Genomic DNA, 19,284 nt, shown 5'->3' with positions numbered 1-19,284 from the left:
TGACCCCATGCCGAACTCAGAAGTGAAACGCCGTAGCGCCGATGGTAGTGTGGGGTCTCCCCATGCGAGAGTAGGGAACTGCCAGGCATCAAATTGAAGTCTCTGTGCGGAAATCGGGGCAGTTCACTACTCGACAGAGAGTAGGACAAAAGCGAAAGCTTTTGAACGTTGCGAAGCAACGGCCCGGAGGGTGAATCACCCTGTGATTCATCAACTGCCAGGCATCAAATCAGCAGTAAACCGGGGCAACAAACCGGTGGTTGTAGAAAAATTCGGTGGAGCGGTAGTTCAGTCGGTTAGAATACCTGCCTGTCACGCAGGGGGTCGCGGGTTCGAGTCCCGTCCGTTCCGCCACTTAATTAAGCCCTGAGTCTCTGACTCGGGGCTTTTTTTCGTCTTTATTTTTCCCGGTGCTCAGGATGACTGAGCGGCATGCGCGGGGATCCGTTCGCTAAGAAAATCTATAAATGCCCGAATACGCGTGCTTACGGCACGATCGCTGTAATAGACCGCGCTGAAAGGCATGGCAACAGGTAACCGGATATCGGTCATGATCTCGACCAGGGTGCCGTTCTCAATCTCTTTATTAATCATATAGTCAGACAAGCAGGCGATGCCATTGCCAGCGAGGCAGAGATGTTTTAGCGTCTCGCCACTGTTTGATGATAACCCCAGGCTCGCTTCATAAAGTTGCCCATCTGCTTGCGCGACAGGCCAGATATTTAGTGACGCTGGCTCCGTAAAACCCAGACAAAGATGATTTGCCAGATCGTCAACCGATTGCGGCGTCCCGTGCTTTTCGAGATAGGCTGGCGCGGCGATGATCTTCCGGTAGCTGCTAAATAAGGGCCTTGCACGTAGGCTGGAATCGCTCAACGTCCCGACGCGAATCGCCACATCCACTTTGCGTTCAATAAGATTGATAAAGGTTTCAGAAGAAACGAGGGAAAGTGTGATTTCCGGATATTTTTCCCGAAAGGGCTTTATCAGCGGTGTCAAATAATGAAGGATCACTGGCGTGGCGGCATCTATTCTCAATAAGCCCCGCGGCGTCTGCTTTGTTTCCATAATTTCATTTTCCGCTGCGGCGATGTCCTGCAATATCTGCTGCACGCGACGAAAATAACGCTCACCTTCCTCGGTCAGGCTCAACTGGCGAGTCGTACGATTAAGCAGACTTACGCCCAGCTTCATTTCCAGCTTCTTCACGGCCCGGCTGACCGCCGAGTTTGCCAGTGAGAGCTGTTCCGCGGCACGGCTAAAACTGCCGCTCTCTACCACAGCAACAAATATCATTAACTCTTCTGAGGTGGCCTTCATTATTGCTCCATACGCAACACTATGACGGGATTAGCGCCGTTTTTGTTATTTAACCACCTCTCAGCAGCGGCGTCATGCTCCTGCGTCAGATAACACTGGAATGTATTAGCGCAGCGCAGATAACTCGCCAGACTGGCCCTGAAATAGCGGATACGCTTGTTTCTCGTCCTGTACATTGAAAGTGTGAGCTAAAATCCCTATAACAGATAAGCCGCTTCTGTTTTTGCGGGCATACCTATGAGAGGAATGAAGTCGAAAGTGCGTAAATCTACCTATGCAATGCGATATGTCGCCGGACAGCCTGCAGAGCGCATCCTGGCGCCGGGCTCGTTTGCGACCATAGGTCAGGCATTACCTGCGGGAGAACCGCTTCCCGGCCACGATCGACTTCGGGTGCTGGTCTGGAATATCTTTAAGCAGCAGCGCGCTGAATGGCTCTCGGTTTTGAAAAACTTTGGTAAGGATGCGCATTTGGTATTGTTACAGGAAGCGCAAACCACGCCGGAGTTAGTTAACTTTGCTACCACCAATTATCTGGCGGCCGATCAGGTACCCGCGTTTGTGCTGCCTCAGCATCCCTCTGGGGTGATGACGCTGTCAGCGGCACATCCTGTCTACTGTTGTCCATTACGCGAGCGAGAGCCTATTTTGCGGCTGTCTAAGTCTGCGCTGGTTACCGTTTATCCCTTACCTGATACCCGTATGCTGATGGTGATTAATATCCATGCGGTGAACTTCAGTCTCGGTGTGGACGTATATAGCAAACAATTAGGCCCTATTGGCGATCAAATTGCTCATCACAGCGGCCCGATTATTATGGCCGGCGACTTTAACGCCTGGAGCCGCCCGCGTATGAATGCGCTTTACCGTTTCGCGCGTGAAATGTCGCTGCGCGAAGTACGCTTCACGGATGATCACCGCCGACGCGCGTTTGGTCGCCCGCTTGATTTTGTTTTCTACCGTGGTTTGGCTGTTCATGAAGCCTCTGTTCTGGTGACGCGAGCCTCCGACCATAATCCGCTACTCGTTGAATTCACACCCGGCAAACCTGCTAAGCGTTAAGGTATGTCAGGTCTGCCGTTGGGCAGATCAAACGTTCTGCCCACCATTCACTCAAAAAAGGGCAACGTAATGACAACACACTCGCACCACGACAACATCAATAAGCAGTTCGGCTCTCAGGCCTCGGCCTATTTGACCAGCCAGGTACATGCCAGCGGGCGGGATTTGGAACGTTTAAAAACGCGACTGGCCTCGTTTCCTGATGCGCAACTGCTGGATGTGGGTTGTGGAGCAGGGCACGCCAGCTTTATCGCCGCCTCCCAGGTAAAAGAGGTGATCGCCTACGATTTATCCGCCAGCATGCTGGAAACCGTAAGCAGCGCCGCGCGTGAGCGGGGGCTGGACAATCTTCAGACTCGCCAGGGCTACGCGGAGTCGTTGCCATTCACGGACGAAAGCTTCGACATCGTAATCAGCCGTTATTCCGCCCATCACTGGCAGGATGTCGGCCAGGCGCTGCGGGAAATTAAACGCGTTTTGCGTCCGGGCGGGAAGGCTATCGTGATGGATGTCATGTCGCCCGGTAATGCGGTGCTGGATATCTGGTTACAAACCATTGAAGCGTTGCGCGACACGTCACACGTCAGAAATTATTCCAGTAGCGAATGGGCGGCGATGTTCAGTGAAGCAGGATTACTGATTACCGCAATTATCACCGACCGTCTGGTACTGGAATATGAAAGCTGGATCGCCCGTATGCGCACGCCAGAGGCCTTAGCTGCGGCAATTCGCTTGTATCAGAAGAGTGCGTCTGGGGCAGTACAGCGTTACTTTGAACTGAAAGAAGAAGGCTCATTCACCAGCGATACCATTATGATCGAAGTCTATAAGCCTTAGTAAAACAAAAAGGCACCGGGGGAATCGGTGCCTTTTTTGATTTTGTAGACGCTTACGAATCGCCGTTTACGCTGTTTTTAACGAAGAGCGTAATTTGATCGCCAGGCTGCAAGTTATCCGTACCGTTGTTCCAGCGCATGACATCTTTGATGTTCACGCCATGACGTTTAGCAATGCTGGAGAGCGAATCTCCTTTGCGAACCTTATAGGTAATGCTGTCGTCATTGCTGGCCAGCCGGGTACCGCTTTCAACTGCGCCAACGGTGAGGGTTTGCCCCACTTTGATCTGCGCGCCTTTCAGGTTATTCCAGCGCTGAAGATCTTTGGTCGACACGTTTAAACGTGATGCGATGCCCGATAACGAATCACCTGAACGCACTTTATACGAGCGAGCAGCACTGCTGTTATCGGCAACCAGTGTTGGCTGTACGGCAGCAATTTCACCTGCTGCCAGCGAAGTGCGCAGCTGATCGGCATGCTTTTTCGGCACCAGAACATATTGCGGGCCGTTCGCGCCTAACGTCGAGCCTTTCACACCGGCATTAAAGGTTTTCAGCTTATTAACTGAAATCCCGGCCATATCAGCCAGTTGCGCCACCTCAACCGGATTGTTGAGTTTGACGCGCGCCAGTGCGCGACTTTCGTCTGAGGTCGGCAACCGTACACCGTACTTCTTGCTGTTTTTGAGAATATCACTCAACGCCAGCATTTTTGGTACGTAGACTTTGGTTTCCTGTGGCAGTGAAAGCGACCAAAAATCTGTGGGTTTACCCCGTGCTTTATTCGCTTTCATTGCCTTCATTACACGACCTTCGCCGCTGTTATAGGCGGCGACAGTCAATAACCAGTCGCCGTCAAACATACGGTTTAGACGCTGCATCATATCGAGTGCCGCAGTGGTGGAAGCCACTACGTCACGACGTGCATCGTAACTTCTGGTCTGTTTAAGACCATAGTTTCGCCCCGTGCTCGGAATGATTTGCCAGATGCCTGCGGCATTAGCACCACTCGTTGCGTGAGGGTCAAAAGCGCTCTCCACTATGGGTAGTAGTACCAGTTCCATGGGCATGTTACGTTTCTTAACTTGCCCTGCTATCCAGTACATATACGGCTCTGCCCGTAAAGTTACATCGTGGAGATAGCTCTTATTGCTCAAATACTTCTGTTTTTGATCGCGAATCCGGCTGTTTTCCGGAATTCCCATCTTTAGCTCGTCGCCAATGAAAGCCCACAAGTCCTGATCCTGAGCGAAAGACGTCCCATCGTCCATCCATCGCCCTGAACTTGTAAACTTCCCTGCTTCCCCTTGACCAGCTGCAGAAAGGCTCTGTGCGTGCTGTTGGACGGTGGCGTCATGCTTTGACGCCTGGCATCCCACAAGCAGGACAGAGGCGAGTAATATCGCTTTTGCCTTCATGTGTGTGTCAATAGTTGCTTAAAAGACGAGCGATGATAACGGCGAATGTCCTCAATGACAAGCATGAATTATCAAAAGTGGTCTTTCATGGCCCTTAACCAGGCAAAACGTTGCTCAGGTTGTTGCAAAGTTGTTTCTTTATTAATTGCATTAATAATATCAATATCTTGCGTTCTTAAAAAAACATTGATTTTACGTTCTTCCGCCAGCGTTGTTGGCAACGTAATTTGGTTTTTTGCACGTAACTCCTTAACTTTTCGATAGTATTGGGTTAAGTCACGATCATGGGGTAGTATGCTTACTGCAAACTTTAAATTGCTTAATGTATATTCATGGGCGCAACAAACAAGAGTGTCATCTGGCAAGGCATTAAGTTTATTAAATGATTGATACATCTGGTCTGCCGTACCCTCAAACAAACGTCCGCACCCGCCGGAAAACATCGTGTCGCCGCAGAATAAGTAAGGATAACTGAAGTAACAGAGATGTCCTAAAGTGTGACCTGGTGTGGCAATAACGGTGAATTCATGCTCCAGTAGATTGATTTTATCGCCTTCGTTGACTACCCGATTTGTGCCTTTATTGGCGGTCTCCTGAGGGCCGTAAACGGGCAAAGAAGGGAATTTTTGCAATAAAGCCGATACGCCGCCCACGTGGTCATTATGATGATGGGTAAGCAAAATCGCCTCAGGTTGCCAGCCATACTGATCGATGGCCATCAGAATGGGGTCGGCTTCACCCGGATCGACAATCAGGCATTTGCCATTGTTCTCACTAAGCACCCAGATGTAGTTATCCTGAAAAGCGGGAATACTGATAAGATTCATAAAACACCTCTTAATGCGTGACAGAAGGTAGCGATGAAACCGGCAAGGATACCCAAGACGTACCAGACGCCAGGGCACTGGGCTGAACTTCCCTGGGGCGAGTATTATCGCGACGCGCTTGAATACCAGATGCGCCCCTGGCTTGCAAAAATGTTTGGTTTTCACCTGGTTAAGATTGGCAATCTCAGCGCGGAAATCAATACTGAGAGTTGTGCGATTTCTCATCAGGTTAATGTGGCTATTCAGGGTGAGCAGTTGCAGGTAAGAGCCGATCCGCTGGCGCTGCCTTTTGCATCCCGCGCGATTGACGCTTGTTTGTTAGCACACACTATCTCATGGAGTGCCGACCCACACGGATTACTGCGTGAAGTCGACCGGGTTTTGGTTGATGACGGCTGGCTAATTATGAGCAGTTTTAACCCCTTCAGTCTGTTAGGTCTGGGTAAACTGGTGCCGTTTCGCCGTCAGCGTATCCCTTATAACAGCCGGATGTTTACCTTAGCGCGACAACTGGACTGGCTTGCCTTGCTTAATTTTGAAGTGCTCTATCAGGCGAATTTCCAGGTCCTCCCCTGGAATAAACAGGGGGGCAAGTTACTAAGCACTCACTTACCTGCGCTGGGCTGTATGCAGGTTATCGTTGCGCGTAAGCGCACCATCCCATTAACGCTCAACCCGATGAAACAACGCAGCGCCAAAACGCAGTTACGCCCGGCGGTGGGCGCAACGCGGCAATACCGTAAACCTAACTGACAGCGTTTTCCGCCTGATACCCGACATCAACATGTAAAGGATTGTTGGCCGCCGCGCGCGCCAGTTCGTCGCAGCGTTCGTTCTCAGGATGGCCTGCATGGCCTTTGACCCACTCCCAGTTGATTTTATGCTGGCTTAGCGCCTTATCCAGCCGCTGCCACAAATCAACATTTTTGACGGGTTTCTTATCGGCAGTCTTCCAGCCGCGTTTTTTCCAGTTATGGATCCACTGGGTGATACCTTGCCTGACGTACTGGCTGTCGGTACTGAGCGTCACATCGCAATGTTCACGCAACGCTTCCAGCGCCACGATAGCTGCCATCAGCTCCATACGATTATTGGTGGTCAGCTTATACCCTTCGCTAAAGGTTTTTTCGTGCTGCTTATAACGTAAAATCGCACCGTATCCGCCCGGCCCTGGATTTCCCAGGCAAGAACCATCGGTGAAAATTTCTACCTGTTTGCGCATCTCTGGTAGACTTCCTGTGATCAAAAAACCAAGTCTGACATAAACGAGCCCTATGAGCACAGCAATTACACGACAGATCGTCCTCGATACTGAAACCACCGGTATGAACCAGATTGGCGCCCATTACGAAGGGCACTGCATCATTGAAATTGGTGCTGTCGAGGTGATCAATCGCCGTTTAACGGGCAATAACTTTCATGTTTATATCAAACCCGACCGCCTGGTCGATCCGGATGCTTTCAATGTTCACGGCATTGCGGATGAGTTTTTGCTGGATAAACCCATATTTGGCGATGTGGTGGATGATTTTATCGACTACATTCGCGGCGCGGAGCTGATCATCCATAACGCATCGTTTGATATCGGCTTTATGGATTATGAATTCAATAAGCTTAACCGCGGCATCCCCAAAACCGAGACCTTTTGCAAAATAACCGATAGCCTGGCGCTGGCGCGGCGGTTGTTCCCTGGCAAGCGTAACAGCCTGGACGCGCTGTGCTCGCGTTATGAAATCGATAACAGCAAACGTACGTTGCACGGCGCATTGCTTGACTCCCAAATACTGGCGGATGTTTGGCTAACCATGACCGGCGGGCAGACGTCGATGACGTTTGCGATGGAAGGCGAGACTCAGAACGTGCAGGACACCACGGGCATTCAGCGCCTGGTGCGTCAGGCGTCGCGTTTAAAAGTGATCACCGCGACCGATGAAGAGTGCGCCGCCCATGAATCACGCCTGGATCTGGTGCAAAAGAAGGGTGGCAATTGCCTGTGGCGCGCATAACGTCTGACAATCTGCACGATTTGTCGTCACTCGGGCCAAATTTGCAGCAAACGATGATAATATTGAGAAAAAGCGTTGACGCTTAGAGAGGCTCCCCGTAATATTCGCCTCGTTCCCAAGGGAACAACGCGGAGCGGTAGTTCAGTCGGTTAGAATACCTGCCTGTCACGCAGGGGGTCGCGGGTTCGAGTCCCGTCCGTTCCGCCAACATTTATACTCTGTAGCCTAAGCGCTGCAAAGTTCAAAAAAACCGTATCTCCTGAAGGGATGCGGTTTTTTTTGTTTTGGCTTTAACATACTCCCGCATAGCCAAACCTGCTCTCATCTGGCACATTGATTTTCTTCATATTACTTTCAGCTGTGCCCGGAGCGCGTCATGTCCGATTTCGTTTTGCCCACCCAAATCAACCCGCCTTCCCGCTTATTGATGGGGCCGGGGCCGATTAACGCCGACCCGCGCGTGCTGCGCGCCATGGCGAGCCAGCTTATTGGCCAGTACGATCCGGCGATGACGGGCTATATGAACGAAACCATGGCGCTGTACCGCCAGGTGTTCGATACCCAAAATCGCTGGACGCTGTTAATCGACGGCACCTCGCGCGCGGGCATTGAGGCGATTCTGGTTTCGGCCATTCGTCCTGGCGATCGGGTGCTGGTGCCGGTGTTTGGCCGCTTCGGCCATCTGCTGTGTGAAATCGCCCGCCGCTGCCGGGCAGAGGTGCATACTATCGAGGTGCCCTGGGGCGAGGTGTTTACCCCGGATCGTATTGAAGATGCGATTAAACGCGTCAAACCGCGGCTACTGCTCACGGTTCATGGCGATACCTCCACCACCATGCTGCAGCCGCTGGCGGAGCTGGGCGAGATTTGCCGTCGCCATAGCGTGCTGTTTTACACCGATGCCACCGCATCACTGGGCGGTAACACCTTAAAAACCGATGCCTGGGGTGTAGATGCCGTTTCGGCAGGCCTGCAAAAATGCCTTGGCGGCCCGTCAGGCAGTGCGCCGGTTACGCTTAGCCCGCAAATGGAAGCAGCGGTACGCGCGCGAAAATGCGTTGAAGCCGGCATTCGCACTCAGGATCATCAGGACGGCGACGATGAGATGATCTACTCCAATTATTTCGATCTCGGCATGATCATGGATTACTGGGGACCGGAACGCCTGAACCATCATACCGAAGCCACCAGCATGCTGTTTGCCGCCAGGGAATGCGCCCGCATTATGCTGGAAGAGGGGATGGATAATCGCGTGGCCCGTCACGCCTTACATGGCGCGGCGATGCTGGCAGGCATTCAGGGCATGGGACTGCAAACCTTCGGGGATCTCCGGCACAAAATGAACAACGTGCTGGGCGTGATAATCCCTGATGGGATCAACGGCGAAGCGGTGCGCCAGCAACTGCTGGAAGACTTCCACATCGAGATCGGCACTTCCTTCGGCCCGTTGCAGGGCAAAATCTGGCGCATCGGCACCATGGGTTATAACGCGCGCAAAGACTGTGTGCTGCAAACGCTCACGGCGCTCGAGGCGGTGTTAAATCGACACGGATTGCGCACCATACAAGGTGAAGCCATGCAGGCGGCCTGGAAGGTCTATGAGTCGGTGCGATCGGTGACCGCACCGGCAAAAGATTAAGCGTTAAGGGTAAAATCATCAGAATCGCGCCAGGCAGGGAATTTTTCCCGGTACTCCTTGAGCGCGTTTAACGACAGATCCGCATCCAGCCGCGTTGCCTGATGGGCATCGGCGCTGGCGAGGATCTCCCCCTGCGGATTGATAATGCGGCTGTCGCCCCGGTAATGGTGCCCGTTACCGTCGGTTCCAACCCGGTTGCAGCCAGCGACGTAACACTGGTTTTCAATGGCGCGCGCGGTTAGCAGCGCCTGCCAGTGCAGGGAGCGCGGCGCGGGCCAGTTCGCGACATACAACGCCAGATCATAATCATTAGCGTTGCGCGACCACACCGGGAAGCGCAAGTCATAGCAAACCAGCGGCAGAATGCGCCAGCCGCGCCACTCGACAATCAGCCGCTGCTCGCCCGCCACGTAGTGGTGGTGCTCATCTGCCATGCGGAACAGATGGCGTTTGTCGTAGTAATGCACGTTGCCGTCCGGCTCGACCAGCAGAAAACGGTTCACCGGGCCGCGCTCGGTTTGCAGCGCGGCGCTGCCGCCGACCATCGCCCCCAACTGGCTGGCTTTAATCTGCATCCAGTTGATGACTTCCTCTTCGGCCATCGACTGTTTTGCGGCTTCCATCGCAAAGCCCGTCGTGAACATTTCAGGTAGCAGGATAAGGTCCCGCCCGGTTAGCTCATCCAGCAACACATCAAAGTGGCGCAGGTTGGCAGGGCCATCCATCCACACCAGCGGTTGTTGTAACAACGATACTTTTAACCCAGGCACAATCTCATTCTCCTCGTTGACGGGGTTTTTCACTCTAGCATGACCTTTTAGCAAATGGCGGAGAAGATTGCAGATTAACGTGGCAAACCCGGTGAGATCACAGTGAGCAAAAAAAAGACCGGCTATGGCAACCGGTCTTTTGATAATGAAGCGTTGAGGGTTAGGCCGCTTCAGGTTTTCGCAGTTTTTCCGGCATCTTTACCGGCTGAGTCGCCAGTTCCTCTGGTTCAAACTCGTCCACGTTAATGCTGCGCAGACGGCTTTCTTCCGCTTTGATCAGGATATTCGCCTCTTCCTGAGTGATGTGCCCCTGCTCAAGCGCCTGTTTTGCCAGCATATCGAGACGGGTAAAGGAGAGGTTTTTACCCAGCGCTTTGCAAATACGCTCGTGGATCGGCTCGGCGGCAATCACGTCCTGAAGGGCTTCTTCCAGCAGGCCCACCGGATTGTACTCGCTCGGCGTCAGGTACTGGCCGCGACCAATACGTGAACGGGTCGCAGACGGCGTTTGCAGGATCTTCGCCACTTTATGGTCCAGCTTGTCGGACGGCGCATCATAACGGCGTCCCAGCGGGAAAATCACCACGCGCAGCAGCCCCGCGACAGCCCCGTTCGGGAAGTTACGCAGCAGATCGTCAATCGCCTGTTCGGCCTGGTGCAGCGCATCCTGAACGCCCCAGTGCAGCAGCGGCAGATCGGCTTCGTTACGGCCTTCGTCGTCATAGCGCTTCAGCACGGCGGATGCCAGGTAGAGCTGGCTCAGCACATCGCCGAGGCGCGCCGAGATACGTTCGCGGCGTTTCAGGCTGCCGCCCAGCACCGCCATCGACACATCCGACAGCAGGGCCAGGTTGGCGCTCAGGCGGTTCAGGTGCTGATAGTAACGCTTAGTGGCGTCGCGGGTCGGCGAGCGGCTGGTTAAGCCGTTGGTCAGGCCCAGCCAGAAGCTGCGTATTTTGTTGCTGCCGACATGGCCGATATGTTTGAACAGCAGCTTATCGAAGGCATCCACATCGTTGTTCTGCGCCGCTGCCATTTCTTCCAGCACGTACGGATGACAACGAATCGCGCCCTGGCCGAAGATCATCATGCTGCGGGTCAGAATGTTCGCGCCTTCCACTGTAATCGCGATGGGCGCGCCCTGATAGGCACGGGCCAGGAAGTTGCTCTCGCCCAGCATAATGCCTTTGCCGCCGGTGATATCCATCGCATCAATGATGGACTGCTGACCGCGGTGGGTGCAGTGATACTTAACAATCGCCGACAGTACCGCCGGTTTCTCACCCAGCATAATGCCGTAGGTGATCAGCGACGCCGCCGCATCCATCACGTAAGCGTTACCGGCGATACGCGCCAGCGGCTCTTCGATGCCTTCCATCTTACCGATAGAGATTTTGAACTGACGGCGGATATGGGCATACGCGCCGGTCGCCAGCGCGACGGACTTCAGGCCGCCGGTGGAGTTGGACGGCAGGGTGATGCCGCGGCCCACGGAGAGGCATTCCACCAGCATACGCCAGCCCTGACCGGCCATCGCCGGGCCGCCGATGATGTAATCAATCGGTACGAAAATATCGTTGCCGCGGGTCGGGCCATTCTGGAACGGCACGTTCAGCGGGAAGTGGCGTTTGCCGATTTCCACGCCCGGGGTGTTAGTCGGGATCAGCGCGCAGGTGATGCCCAGCTCTTGTTCACCGCCCAGTAAACGATCCGGGTCAGAGAGTTTAAACGCCAGACCCAACACGGTGGCGATAGGAGCCAGAGTGATGTAGCGCTTGTTCCAGGTCAGGCGCATACCCAGCACCTGTTCGCCTTTCCACTCGCCCATGCACACCACGCCGGTATCCGGAATGGCGCCCGCATCGGAACCCGCTTCCGGGCTGGTCAGCGCAAAGCAGGGGATTTCCAGGCCACGGGCCAGACGCGGCAGATAGTGGTTCTTCTGCTCATCGGTGCCGTAATGCTGCAACAGCTCGCCCGGGCCTAACGAGTTCGGTACGCCGACGGTGATCGCCAGAATGCCCGATACGCCAGAGAGTTTTTGCAGTACGCGCGACTGGGCGTAAGCCGAAAACTCCAGCCCGCCGTACTCTTTCTTGATGATCATCGCGAAGAAGCGATGCTCTTTCAGGTACGCCCACAGCTCCGGCGGCAGATCGGCCATTTCATGAGTGATCTGGAAGTCGTTGGCCATGCGGCACGCTTCTTCAACCGGACCGTCGATAAACGCCTGCTCTTCCGCGGTTAACTGCGGCTTAGGATAGTTGTGCAGTTTCTGCCAGTCAGGGTTGCCCTGGAACAGTTCGCCTTCCCACCAGGTGGTCCCGGCGTCGATGGCTTCTTTTTCAGTGCGGGACATCGGCGGCATCACCTTGCGGAAACCTTTAAATACCGGCGCGGAAATCAGCGATTTACGCATCGGCACAAGGTTGAACGGCACAAGGATAATCGCGAGGGGAACCAGTACCCAGATTGACCACAGGCCAGACACGCCTAAAGCAGCGGTCCAGGCAAGCAGGATCAGGCTGCTGGCCAGCAAATTGACCCGGTGATAAAACAGCACGCCGAGCAGAATAACGGTGGCAACAATACTCAACATCATCATAGCTAAAAGCTCCCTGTCTTGTAGGAGGTCTGACCACTTGTGATGATTAGGTTGTAGTGGAAGCGCAGTTTTTTAGCAATGTATTTACAATATAATTACAACCTGGTTCACATTGTTCCTGCCGATCGGCTGAAAACGTCATGAAAGGGGGCCGGGGGATGCTTCTCGCTTTCAACCCTATCCGGTACACTGCGAGGGTTATTTTCATTCATCCTTAAGGAAATCCTCATGTACCAGGATCTGATTCGCAGCGAGCTGAACGAAGCCGCTGAAACGCTGGCTAACTTCCTGAAAGACGACGCTAATATTCACGCCATCCAGCGTGCGGCGGTCCTGCTGGCGGACAGCTTCAAAGCGGGCGGCAAAGTGCTCTCCTGCGGCAACGGCGGTTCCCACTGCGACGCGATGCATTTTGCTGAAGAACTGACTGGCCGTTATCGCGAGAACCGTCCGGGCTATCCGGCTATTGCCATCTCTGACGTCAGCCATATCTCCTGCGTCAGCAACGACTTCGGCTATGACTATATTTTCTCCCGCTACGTTGAAGCGGTGGGCCGCGACGGCGACGTGCTGTTGGGGATTTCTACCTCCGGCAATTCCGGGAACGTCATTAAAGCCATTGAAGCAGCCCGCGCCAAAGGGATGAAAGTGATCACCCTGACCGGCAAAGACGGCGGCAAAATGGCGGGCAGCGCGGATATTGAGATTCGCGTGCCGCACTTCGGCTATGCCGATCGCATTCAGGAGATCCATATCAAAGTGATCCACATCCTGATCCAGCTGATCGAAAAAGAAATGGTAAAAGCGTAATTGCACGACAGGGGCGCAAGCCCCTTTTTTGAAACGGGAGGTGGGTGATGTGTGAACTGCTCGGGATGAGCGCCAATGTGCCAACCGATATCTGCTTTAGCTTTAGCGGACTGGTTCAGCGCGGCGGCGGCACCGGTCCGCATAAAGATGGCTGGGGTATTACCTTTTATGAAGGTAAAGGCTGTCGCACCTTTAAAGACCCGCAACCCAGCTTTAATTCGCCGATTGCCCGGCTGGTCCAGGAGTATCCGATAAAGTCCTGTTCGGTGGTGGCGCATATTCGCCAGGCGAACCGGGGAAAAGTGGCGCTGGAAAACACCCATCCGTTTACCCGTGAACTGTGGGGCCGCAACTGGACCTACGCGCACAACGGGCAACTTAAAGGCTATCACGGCCTGGAGACCGGGAATTTCCGCCCGGTAGGGGAAACCGACAGCGAAAAAGCGTTTTGCTGGCTGCTGCACAAACTGACCACGCGCTACCCGCGCACCCCTGGCAATATGGAAGCGGTATTCCGCTATGTGGCGTCGCTGGCGGGGGAGCTGCGCGAGAAGGGCGTATTCAATATGCTGCTGTCGGACGGGCGCTACGTCATGGCGTTTTGCTCGACCAATTTATTCTGGATCACCCGCCGTGCGCCGTTTGGCGTGGCGAAGCTGTTGGATCAGGATGTGGAAATTGACTTTCAGCAGGAGACCACACCCAACGATGTGGTCACTGTGATTGCCACTCAGCCGCTGACCGGCAATGAAACCTGGCAGAAAATCATGCCAGGTGAGTGGGCGTTATTTTGCCTCGGGGAGCGTATAGTTTGAGGCCAACTGCGGCTGAACGGCCTTGCTGCCGATCGGCTTGCTAACCACATAGCGGCCATCCACCACCGAGACCACAGGCGGCTGGTGGGTGGCAGCGAAATAATCGTATCCCGGCTTCAACTGCTTCCAGAAATCGATGTGATACGAGTATTTATGGCGCTGCATATTGGCGTCAGTCATGCGGAACGGATAAATGCTGACCTGAACGTTAGGCTGACCAAACACCAGCGCGCCGGTCACGAACTGGAAGATTTCGTCAATGCCCTGGTCGGTCATGGCGTAGCAGCCAACCGACACGCAGGCACCGTGGATCATCAGGTATTTGCCTTCATAGCCATGGGCGCGGTCATACGCGTTCGGGAAACCGATATTAATCGCTTTATAGAAGCGGCTATCCGGCTTCAACTGGCTGCGCTGCACCGAGTAAAACCCTTCCGGGCTTTTGAAATCGCCCTGGCGCTGTTTCGGGCCGAGGCCACCGGAATAGCTGCAGATGCGGTAAGTATCCAGTAGCTGATACTGTTCGCCCATTTTCACATACAGATCGAGGGTGCGTTCTTCCTTAAAGATCTGAATATAAACCGGCGAGCCCATCAGCTGCTGCTTCAATTCTTTTTTGATCGGTGTGGCGCTGTCACTGCTGAGTAGACTGGCGAACGCCAGGCACGGCATCAGAAGCATCGCAAGTAACACTGCGATTTTACGCATACTGCTTGTTTCCTTGATAAATCGATAACACATGCCGGAACGGCACAACAAAAAGAAACCCTAAATCGGATGATTCTGGATTGAGTGCGCTCACATTAGCACCGCTGTTATTTTTCGCAAGCGCGCCGAGGTGAGTTTACAATTCAGTTTTGCTACACAGTATTGCCCAACCCGCCTGCGCGCGGCAAAAACTTTGCGCGCTTCCTCGCAGTTATGATTCCTTTTCATCTATTTCTGACGCTAATCAAACGATTGATGATACCATTCACGCCGTATGATGACCTGCACAGAAGAAAGGAAATTCTCCTGACGATCATTACCCGAATTCTGCCTTGTCTGGCGTTATCGGCTGTAGCGCATTCGTAATGTCCCATCCTTCTTTTCTTCCACATTGCAGCGACGTTCAACTCTGGTTTCGGCATTCCATGCCGGGAATTACGTTAACTATTCCGTGCTAACCTTATGATTAAAATTAAAAAAGGGCTAAATCTTCCCATCGCGGGCCTGCCGGAACAGCAGGTGACGGATGGCCCCGTTATTCAGCACGTAGCCTTGCGCGGCGAGGAGTACGTTGGCATGCGCCCCTCTATGCTGGTCAAAGAAGGCGACCGGGTTATAAAAGGGCAGGCGCTGTTCGAAGATAAAAAAATCCCTGGCGTGTTGTTCACCGCGCCCGCCAGCGGCGAGGTGGTGGCCATTCACCGTGGTGAAAGACGCATTCTCCAATCGGTGGTGATCCGCGTTGAAGGCGACGAGCAGCGAACCTTTGCCCGCCATGAGCGCGCCGCGCTGGCCTCGCTGCCCCGTGAAACAGTGCAAAGCCAGTTGCTGGATTCCGGGTTATGGACGGCGTTCCGGACCCGTCCATTCAGTAAAGCGCCGGTGCCGGGCAGCGTACCTGCGGCGATTTTCGTCACCGCCATGGACACCAATCCCCTGAGCGCCAACCCGGAGCCGATTATTCTCAGCCACCGCGCCATGTTTGATGCGGGATTGAGCGTGCTCACGCGCCTGACGCCGGGCAAAGTGCACGTTTGCCAGGCCAGCGGCGGCAAACTGGGCGGCCACACCAGCGGCCAGGTCACCTTTAACGAATTTGCCGGGCCGCATCCGGCGGGCCTGCCGGGTACCCATATTCACTTCCTGGAGCCGGTCAGCCTGCATAAGCAGGTATGGCACCTGAACTACCAGGATGTGATTGCCATCGGCAAGCTGTTCATCGACGGCGAGCTGTGGACCGAGCGCGTCATCGCTCTCGGCGGCCCGCAGGTGAAAAACCCGCGTTTGATTCGCACCCGCCTTGGCGCATCGCTGGATGAGCTCACCGCAGGAGAGCTGCGGGATGGCGATAACCGCATTATTTCGGGTTCGGTGCTCAACGGCGTGCGCGCCAACGGGCCGCATGCGTATCTCGGGCGCTTTCATTTACAGGTGAGCGTCCTGCCTGAAGGCGGCGATAAAGAGCTGTTCGGCTGGGTGATGCCCGGCAAAGAGAAGTTCTCCATTACCCGCACCACGCTGGGCCATTTCCTGAAAAACAAACTGTTCAACTTCTCCACCGATACTAACGGCGGGGAACGCGCCATGGTGCCGATCGGCAACTACGAGCGCGTGATGCCGTTAGATATCTTACCCACTCTGCTGCTGCGCGATTTGCTGGCGGGCGATACCGACTCTGCCCAGGCGCTGGGTTGCCTGGAGCTGGATGAAGAGGATTTAGCGCTCTGCACCTATGTATGCCCCGGAAAATATGAGTACGGCCCGGTGCTGCGCGACGTGTTAACCCGTATTGAGCAGGAAGGATAAGCATGGGTTTGAAGCACTTTTTTGAAAAGCTGGAGCCGCATTTTATCGAAGGCGGCAAGCTGGCGAAGTATTACCCGCTGTATGAAGCGACGGTCACCATCTTTTACACGCCGGGCATGGTCACGAAGGGCGCGTCCCACGTGCGCGACGCCATCGACTTAAAGCGCATGATGATCCTGGTGTGGTTCGCGGTATTCCCGGCCATGTTCTGGGGGATGTACAACGTCGGGCTGCAAACGATTCCTGCCCTTCACAAGCTCTACGAACCCGCCCAGTTGGCGCAGGTGATTGCCAATAACTGGCATTACCAGACGGCACAATGGCTGGGCGTGAGTTTTGCGCCGGACGCGGGCTGGATCAGCATGATGACGCTGGGCGCCGTTTACTTTCTGCCGCTCTACCTGACAGTGTTTCTGGTAGGCGGGTTCTGGGAAGTGCTGTTCGCTATCGTGCGCAAACATGAGATCAACGAGGGCTTTTTCGTTACCTCGATTCTGTTTGCCCTGATTGTTCCACCGACGCTGCCGCTGTGGCAGGCGGCGCTGGGCATCAGCTTCGGCGTGGTGATCGCCAAAGAGCTGTTTGGCGGTACCGGGCGTAACTTCCTCAACCCGGCGCTGGCGGGGCGCGCGTTCCTGTTCTTCGCCTATCCGGCGCAGATCTCCGGCGATCTGGTGTGGACCGCAGCGGACGGTTTTTCCGGCGCGACGCCGCTCTCTCAGTGGGCGACGGGCGGCGGCGAATCGCTGGTGGATGTCACCACCGGCCTGCCGGTGAGCTGGATGGACGCCTTCCTCGGCTTTATCCCCGGCTCGATTGGCGAAGTCTCCACCCTGATGATCCTGATCGGCGGCGCGATTATCCTGTTTGGCCGCGTCGCGTCATGGCGCATCGTGGCGGGCGTGATGGTTGGCATGATCGCCACCGCCACGTTGTTTAACGTTATTGGCTCCGACACCAACCCATTATTCTCCATGCCCTGGTACTGGCATCTGGTGCTCGGCGGGTTCGCCTTCGGGATGATGTTTATGGCCACCGACCCGGTGTCCGCCTCCTTTACCGAGAAGGGCAAATGGTGTTACGGCGCGTTGATTGGCGTGATGTGCGTGCTGATCCGCGTGGTCAACCCGGCGTATCCGGAAGGGATGATGCTGGCGATCCTGTTCGCCAACCTGTTCGCGCCGCTGTTCGACTACCTGGTGGTGCAGGCCAATATCAAGCGGAGGGCGTCCCGTGGCTGAGGTGAAAAGTTTCGATACCCCAGGCAGAACGCTGCTGGCGGTGCTGGTGCTGTGCCTGGTGTGCTCGGTGATTGTGGCGGGCTCGGCGGTGGGGCTGAAGTCGCGCCAGCAGGAGCAAAAACTGCTCGATAAGCAGCGCAATATTTTGCAGGTCGCCGGGTTGATGGCCCCTGAAATGACCAGCGAAGAGGTGAAATCCATTTACGACACGCGTATCAGCGCGCGTCTGGTTGATTTAAAAACCGGCGAATTTGTTAATAAAGATCCGGCGCAGTTCGATCAAAGCCTGGCACTGAAAGATCCGGAGCTCAGCATCGCGCTGCCAGCGGAGCAGGATCCGGCAGGCATAAAGCGCCGCAGCAATATTGCGGAAATCTATCTGGTGCGCGATGAGCAGCAGCAGGTTCAGGAGATCGTTCTGCCGGTCTACGGCAACGGACTGTGGTCGGTGATGTACGCCTTTGTGGCGCTGGATACCGATGGCCGCACGGTTAAGGGCATCACCTACTATGACCACGGTGAAACGCCAGGTCTGGGCGGCGAAATCGAAAACCCGAACTGGCAACAGCGCTGGATAGGGAAAAAGCTGCTTGATGAGAGTGGCAAGCCAGCGCTGAAGATTGTTAAAGGCAGCGCGCGTTCAGGCGATGAATTCGGCGTGGACGGGCTTTCCGGCGCGACGCTGACCTCCAACGGCGTGCAGCATAGTTTCGATTTCTGGATGGGTGAACTCGGTTTCGGCCCGTTCTTAAAACGCCTTCGTGAAGGAGCGCTCAACAATGGCTGAAATCAGCAACATGAAAGAGATCAAGCGGGTGCTGGTCAGCCCGCTGGTGGATAACAACCCGATCTCCTTACAGGTACTCGGCGTCTGTTCGGCGCTGGCGGTCACCACCAAGCTGGAAACCGCCTTTGTAATGACCCTGGCGGTGACGTTGGTCACCGCGTTCTCCAGCATGTTTATCTCGATGATCCGCCACTACATTCCCAACAGCGTGCGCATCATCGTACAAATGGCGATCATCGCCTCGCTGGTGATCGTAGTGGATCAGATCCTGCGCGCCTTCGCCTACGAGATCTCCAAACAGCTGTCGGTGTTTGTTGGCCTGATCATTACTAACTGCATCGTAATGGGCCGCGCTGAAGCCTACGCCATGAAATCGCCGCCGCTGGCGAGCTTTATGGACGGCATCGGCAATGGCCTGGGCTACGGCGTGATTTTGATTGTGGTCGGCTTCCTGCGCGAGCTTTTCGGTAGCGGCAAACTGTTTGGCGTAACCGTGCTGGATACCGTACAAAACGGTGGCTGGTACTTACCGAACGGCTTATTCCTGCTGGCCCCGAGCGCGTTCTTTATTATCGGGCTGCTGATTTGGGCGCTGCGTACCCTGAAGCCCGAACAGCAGGAAAAGGAGTAATTC

The 19,284-nt window shown here is 54.8% G+C and carries 18 protein-coding genes, 2 tRNA genes and 1 rRNA gene; 14 read left to right on the top strand and 7 right to left on the bottom strand.

Features of this window, described 5'->3' with window-relative positions; all coding sequences use genetic code 11:
* Together rrf and FHW74_RS20740 are read left to right on the top strand one after the other, a co-directional pair.
* Positions 1-87 (top strand): 5S ribosomal RNA (gene rrf, locus FHW74_RS20745); the annotation flags it as partial.
* A gap of 190 nt (positions 88-277) precedes the next feature.
* Positions 278-354 (top strand) — tRNA-Asp (locus FHW74_RS20740).
* 60 nt (positions 355-414) lie between these two features.
* Here FHW74_RS20740 and yafC read toward each other — a convergent pair.
* A complete protein-coding gene (gene yafC / locus FHW74_RS20735) occupies positions 415-1,320 on the bottom strand; it encodes a DNA-binding transcriptional regulator YafC (protein WP_183172200.1) in 906 nt (301 codons plus the stop codon).
* 258 nt (positions 1,321-1,578) lie between these two features.
* Here yafC and FHW74_RS20730 point away from each other — a divergent pair, with 258 nt between their 5' ends.
* A complete protein-coding gene (locus FHW74_RS20730) occupies positions 1,579-2,382 on the top strand; it encodes an endonuclease/exonuclease/phosphatase family protein (protein ID WP_125295176.1) in 804 nt (267 codons plus the stop codon).
* Between the two features lie 69 nt (positions 2,383-2,451).
* Entirely contained in the window at positions 2,452-3,219 is a 768-nt protein-coding gene (locus FHW74_RS20725) for a class I SAM-dependent methyltransferase (RefSeq protein ID WP_183172199.1), read from the top strand.
* A 52-nt stretch (positions 3,220-3,271) separates the two neighbouring features.
* Here FHW74_RS20725 and mltD read toward each other — a convergent pair whose 3' ends face one another.
* Positions 3,272-4,636, bottom strand: coding sequence for a murein transglycosylase D (gene mltD, locus FHW74_RS20720; RefSeq protein WP_183172198.1), 1,365 nt, complete (start codon positions 4,634-4,636; stop codon positions 3,272-3,274).
* A 71-nt stretch (positions 4,637-4,707) separates the two neighbouring features.
* Positions 4,708-5,463, bottom strand: coding sequence for a hydroxyacylglutathione hydrolase (gene gloB / locus FHW74_RS20715; RefSeq protein WP_183172197.1), 756 nt, complete (start codon positions 5,461-5,463; stop codon positions 4,708-4,710).
* Positions 5,464-5,496: 33 nt separating this feature from the next.
* Between gloB and FHW74_RS20710 the strand changes: the two genes are divergently transcribed.
* Positions 5,497-6,216, top strand: coding sequence for a class I SAM-dependent methyltransferase (locus FHW74_RS20710; protein ID WP_183172196.1), 720 nt, complete (start codon positions 5,497-5,499; stop codon positions 6,214-6,216).
* Here the strand turns inward: FHW74_RS20710 and rnhA are convergent.
* Positions 6,209-6,784 (bottom strand): ribonuclease HI, encoded by a 576-nt coding sequence (gene rnhA, locus FHW74_RS20705; protein WP_183172195.1) that lies wholly within the window; start codon positions 6,782-6,784, stop codon positions 6,209-6,211. The genes FHW74_RS20710 and rnhA overlap by 8 nt on opposite strands.
* On the opposite strand from rnhA, the gene dnaQ reads away from it, so the two are divergent.
* The 3 genes from dnaQ (at position 6,738) to FHW74_RS20690 (ending at position 9,108) form a co-directional block, all read left to right on the top strand.
* Positions 6,738-7,469 carry a DNA polymerase III subunit epsilon gene (gene dnaQ / locus FHW74_RS20700; protein WP_183172194.1) on the top strand — a complete coding sequence of 244 codons (732 nt, stop codon included), beginning with the start codon at positions 6,738-6,740 and terminating at the stop codon, positions 7,467-7,469. The genes rnhA and dnaQ overlap by 47 nt on opposite strands.
* A 130-nt stretch (positions 7,470-7,599) precedes the next feature.
* Positions 7,600-7,676, top strand: a tRNA-Asp gene (locus FHW74_RS20695).
* Between the two features lie 169 nt (positions 7,677-7,845).
* Entirely contained in the window at positions 7,846-9,108 is a 1,263-nt protein-coding gene (locus tag FHW74_RS20690; protein WP_183172193.1) for an alanine--glyoxylate aminotransferase family protein, read from the top strand.
* On the opposite strand, the gene FHW74_RS20685 is transcribed toward FHW74_RS20690, so the two are convergent.
* Both FHW74_RS20685 and fadE read right to left on the bottom strand, forming a co-directional pair.
* Positions 9,105-9,878: an amidohydrolase gene (locus tag FHW74_RS20685; RefSeq protein ID WP_183172192.1), complete on the bottom strand. Its 774-nt coding sequence runs from the start codon at positions 9,876-9,878 to the stop codon at positions 9,105-9,107. The genes FHW74_RS20690 and FHW74_RS20685 overlap by 4 nt on opposite strands.
* A gap of 160 nt (positions 9,879-10,038) precedes the next feature.
* Positions 10,039-12,483 (bottom strand): acyl-CoA dehydrogenase FadE, encoded by a 2,445-nt coding sequence (gene fadE / locus FHW74_RS20680; RefSeq protein ID WP_183172191.1) that lies wholly within the window; start codon positions 12,481-12,483, stop codon positions 10,039-10,041.
* Positions 12,484-12,711: 228 nt separating this feature from the next.
* On the opposite strand from fadE, the gene lpcA reads away from it, so the two are divergent.
* Positions 12,712-13,293 carry a D-sedoheptulose 7-phosphate isomerase gene (gene lpcA / locus FHW74_RS20675; RefSeq protein ID WP_183172190.1) on the top strand — a complete coding sequence of 194 codons (582 nt, stop codon included), beginning with the start codon at positions 12,712-12,714 and terminating at the stop codon, positions 13,291-13,293.
* Between the two features lie 47 nt (positions 13,294-13,340).
* A complete protein-coding gene (locus FHW74_RS20670; RefSeq protein WP_183172189.1) occupies positions 13,341-14,108 on the top strand; it encodes a class II glutamine amidotransferase in 768 nt (255 codons plus the stop codon).
* On the opposite strand, the gene dpaA is transcribed toward FHW74_RS20670, so the two are convergent.
* Positions 14,079-14,816, bottom strand: a complete 738-nt coding sequence (gene dpaA, locus FHW74_RS20665; RefSeq protein ID WP_183172188.1) for a peptidoglycan meso-diaminopimelic acid protein amidase — start codon at positions 14,814-14,816, stop codon at positions 14,079-14,081. The genes FHW74_RS20670 and dpaA overlap by 30 nt on opposite strands.
* 462 nt (positions 14,817-15,278) lie before the next feature.
* Here dpaA and FHW74_RS20660 point away from each other — a divergent pair, with 462 nt between their 5' ends.
* The 4 genes from FHW74_RS20660 to FHW74_RS20645 are packed head-to-tail and all read left to right on the top strand — an operon-like array spanning position 15,279 to position 19,281.
* Positions 15,279-16,622 carry a Na(+)-translocating NADH-quinone reductase subunit A gene (locus tag FHW74_RS20660; RefSeq protein ID WP_183172187.1) on the top strand — a complete coding sequence of 448 codons (1,344 nt, stop codon included), beginning with the start codon at positions 15,279-15,281 and terminating at the stop codon, positions 16,620-16,622.
* Positions 16,623-16,624: 2 nt separating this feature from the next.
* Positions 16,625-17,863 (top strand): NADH:ubiquinone reductase (Na(+)-transporting) subunit B, encoded by a 1,239-nt coding sequence (locus FHW74_RS20655; RefSeq protein ID WP_183172186.1) that lies wholly within the window; start codon positions 16,625-16,627, stop codon positions 17,861-17,863.
* Positions 17,856-18,650, top strand: coding sequence for a Na(+)-translocating NADH-quinone reductase subunit C (locus FHW74_RS20650; protein ID WP_183172185.1), 795 nt, complete (start codon positions 17,856-17,858; stop codon positions 18,648-18,650). Before FHW74_RS20655 ends, FHW74_RS20650 begins: the two co-directional genes overlap by 8 nt.
* Entirely contained in the window at positions 18,643-19,281 is a 639-nt protein-coding gene (locus FHW74_RS20645) for an NADH:ubiquinone reductase (Na(+)-transporting) subunit D (protein WP_125295131.1), read from the top strand. The genes FHW74_RS20650 and FHW74_RS20645 overlap by 8 nt, the downstream gene beginning before the upstream one ends.
* The last annotated feature ends 3 nt before the right edge of the window (positions 19,282-19,284 follow it).

This window comes from Atlantibacter sp. RC6, assembly GCF_014193285.1.
Taxonomy (GTDB): Bacteria; Pseudomonadota; Gammaproteobacteria; order Enterobacterales; family Enterobacteriaceae; genus Atlantibacter.
Note: the sequence above shows the minus strand (reverse complement) of the source record. Positions and strands in the feature narration are given on the sequence as shown.

What these genes read in the sequence shown, in the direction of transcription:
- yafC (WP_183172200.1), bottom strand. Translation starts at nt 1,320, where the DNA reads ATGAAGGCCACCTCAGAAGAGTTAATGATATTTGTTGCTGTGGTAGAG.
- FHW74_RS20725 (WP_183172199.1), top strand. Translation starts at nt 2,452, where the DNA reads ATGACAACACACTCGCACCACGACAACATCAATAAGCAGTTCGGCTCT.
- mltD (WP_183172198.1), bottom strand. Translation starts at nt 4,636, where the DNA reads ATGAAGGCAAAAGCGATATTACTCGCCTCTGTCCTGCTTGTGGGATGC.
- gloB (WP_183172197.1), bottom strand. Translation starts at nt 5,463, where the DNA reads ATGAATCTTATCAGTATTCCCGCTTTTCAGGATAACTACATCTGGGTG.
- FHW74_RS20710 (WP_183172196.1), top strand. Translation starts at nt 5,497, where the DNA reads ATGAAACCGGCAAGGATACCCAAGACGTACCAGACGCCAGGGCACTGG.
- dnaQ (WP_183172194.1), top strand. Translation starts at nt 6,738, where the DNA reads ATGAGCACAGCAATTACACGACAGATCGTCCTCGATACTGAAACCACC.
- FHW74_RS20690 (WP_183172193.1), top strand. Translation starts at nt 7,846, where the DNA reads ATGTCCGATTTCGTTTTGCCCACCCAAATCAACCCGCCTTCCCGCTTA.
- fadE (WP_183172191.1), bottom strand. Translation starts at nt 12,483, where the DNA reads ATGATGATGTTGAGTATTGTTGCCACCGTTATTCTGCTCGGCGTGCTG.
- lpcA (WP_183172190.1), top strand. Translation starts at nt 12,712, where the DNA reads ATGTACCAGGATCTGATTCGCAGCGAGCTGAACGAAGCCGCTGAAACG.
- FHW74_RS20670 (WP_183172189.1), top strand. Translation starts at nt 13,341, where the DNA reads ATGTGTGAACTGCTCGGGATGAGCGCCAATGTGCCAACCGATATCTGC.
- dpaA (WP_183172188.1), bottom strand. Translation starts at nt 14,816, where the DNA reads ATGCGTAAAATCGCAGTGTTACTTGCGATGCTTCTGATGCCGTGCCTG.
- FHW74_RS20660 (WP_183172187.1), top strand. Translation starts at nt 15,279, where the DNA reads ATGATTAAAATTAAAAAAGGGCTAAATCTTCCCATCGCGGGCCTGCCG.
- FHW74_RS20655 (WP_183172186.1), top strand. Translation starts at nt 16,625, where the DNA reads ATGGGTTTGAAGCACTTTTTTGAAAAGCTGGAGCCGCATTTTATCGAA.
- FHW74_RS20645 (WP_125295131.1), top strand. Translation starts at nt 18,643, where the DNA reads ATGGCTGAAATCAGCAACATGAAAGAGATCAAGCGGGTGCTGGTCAGC.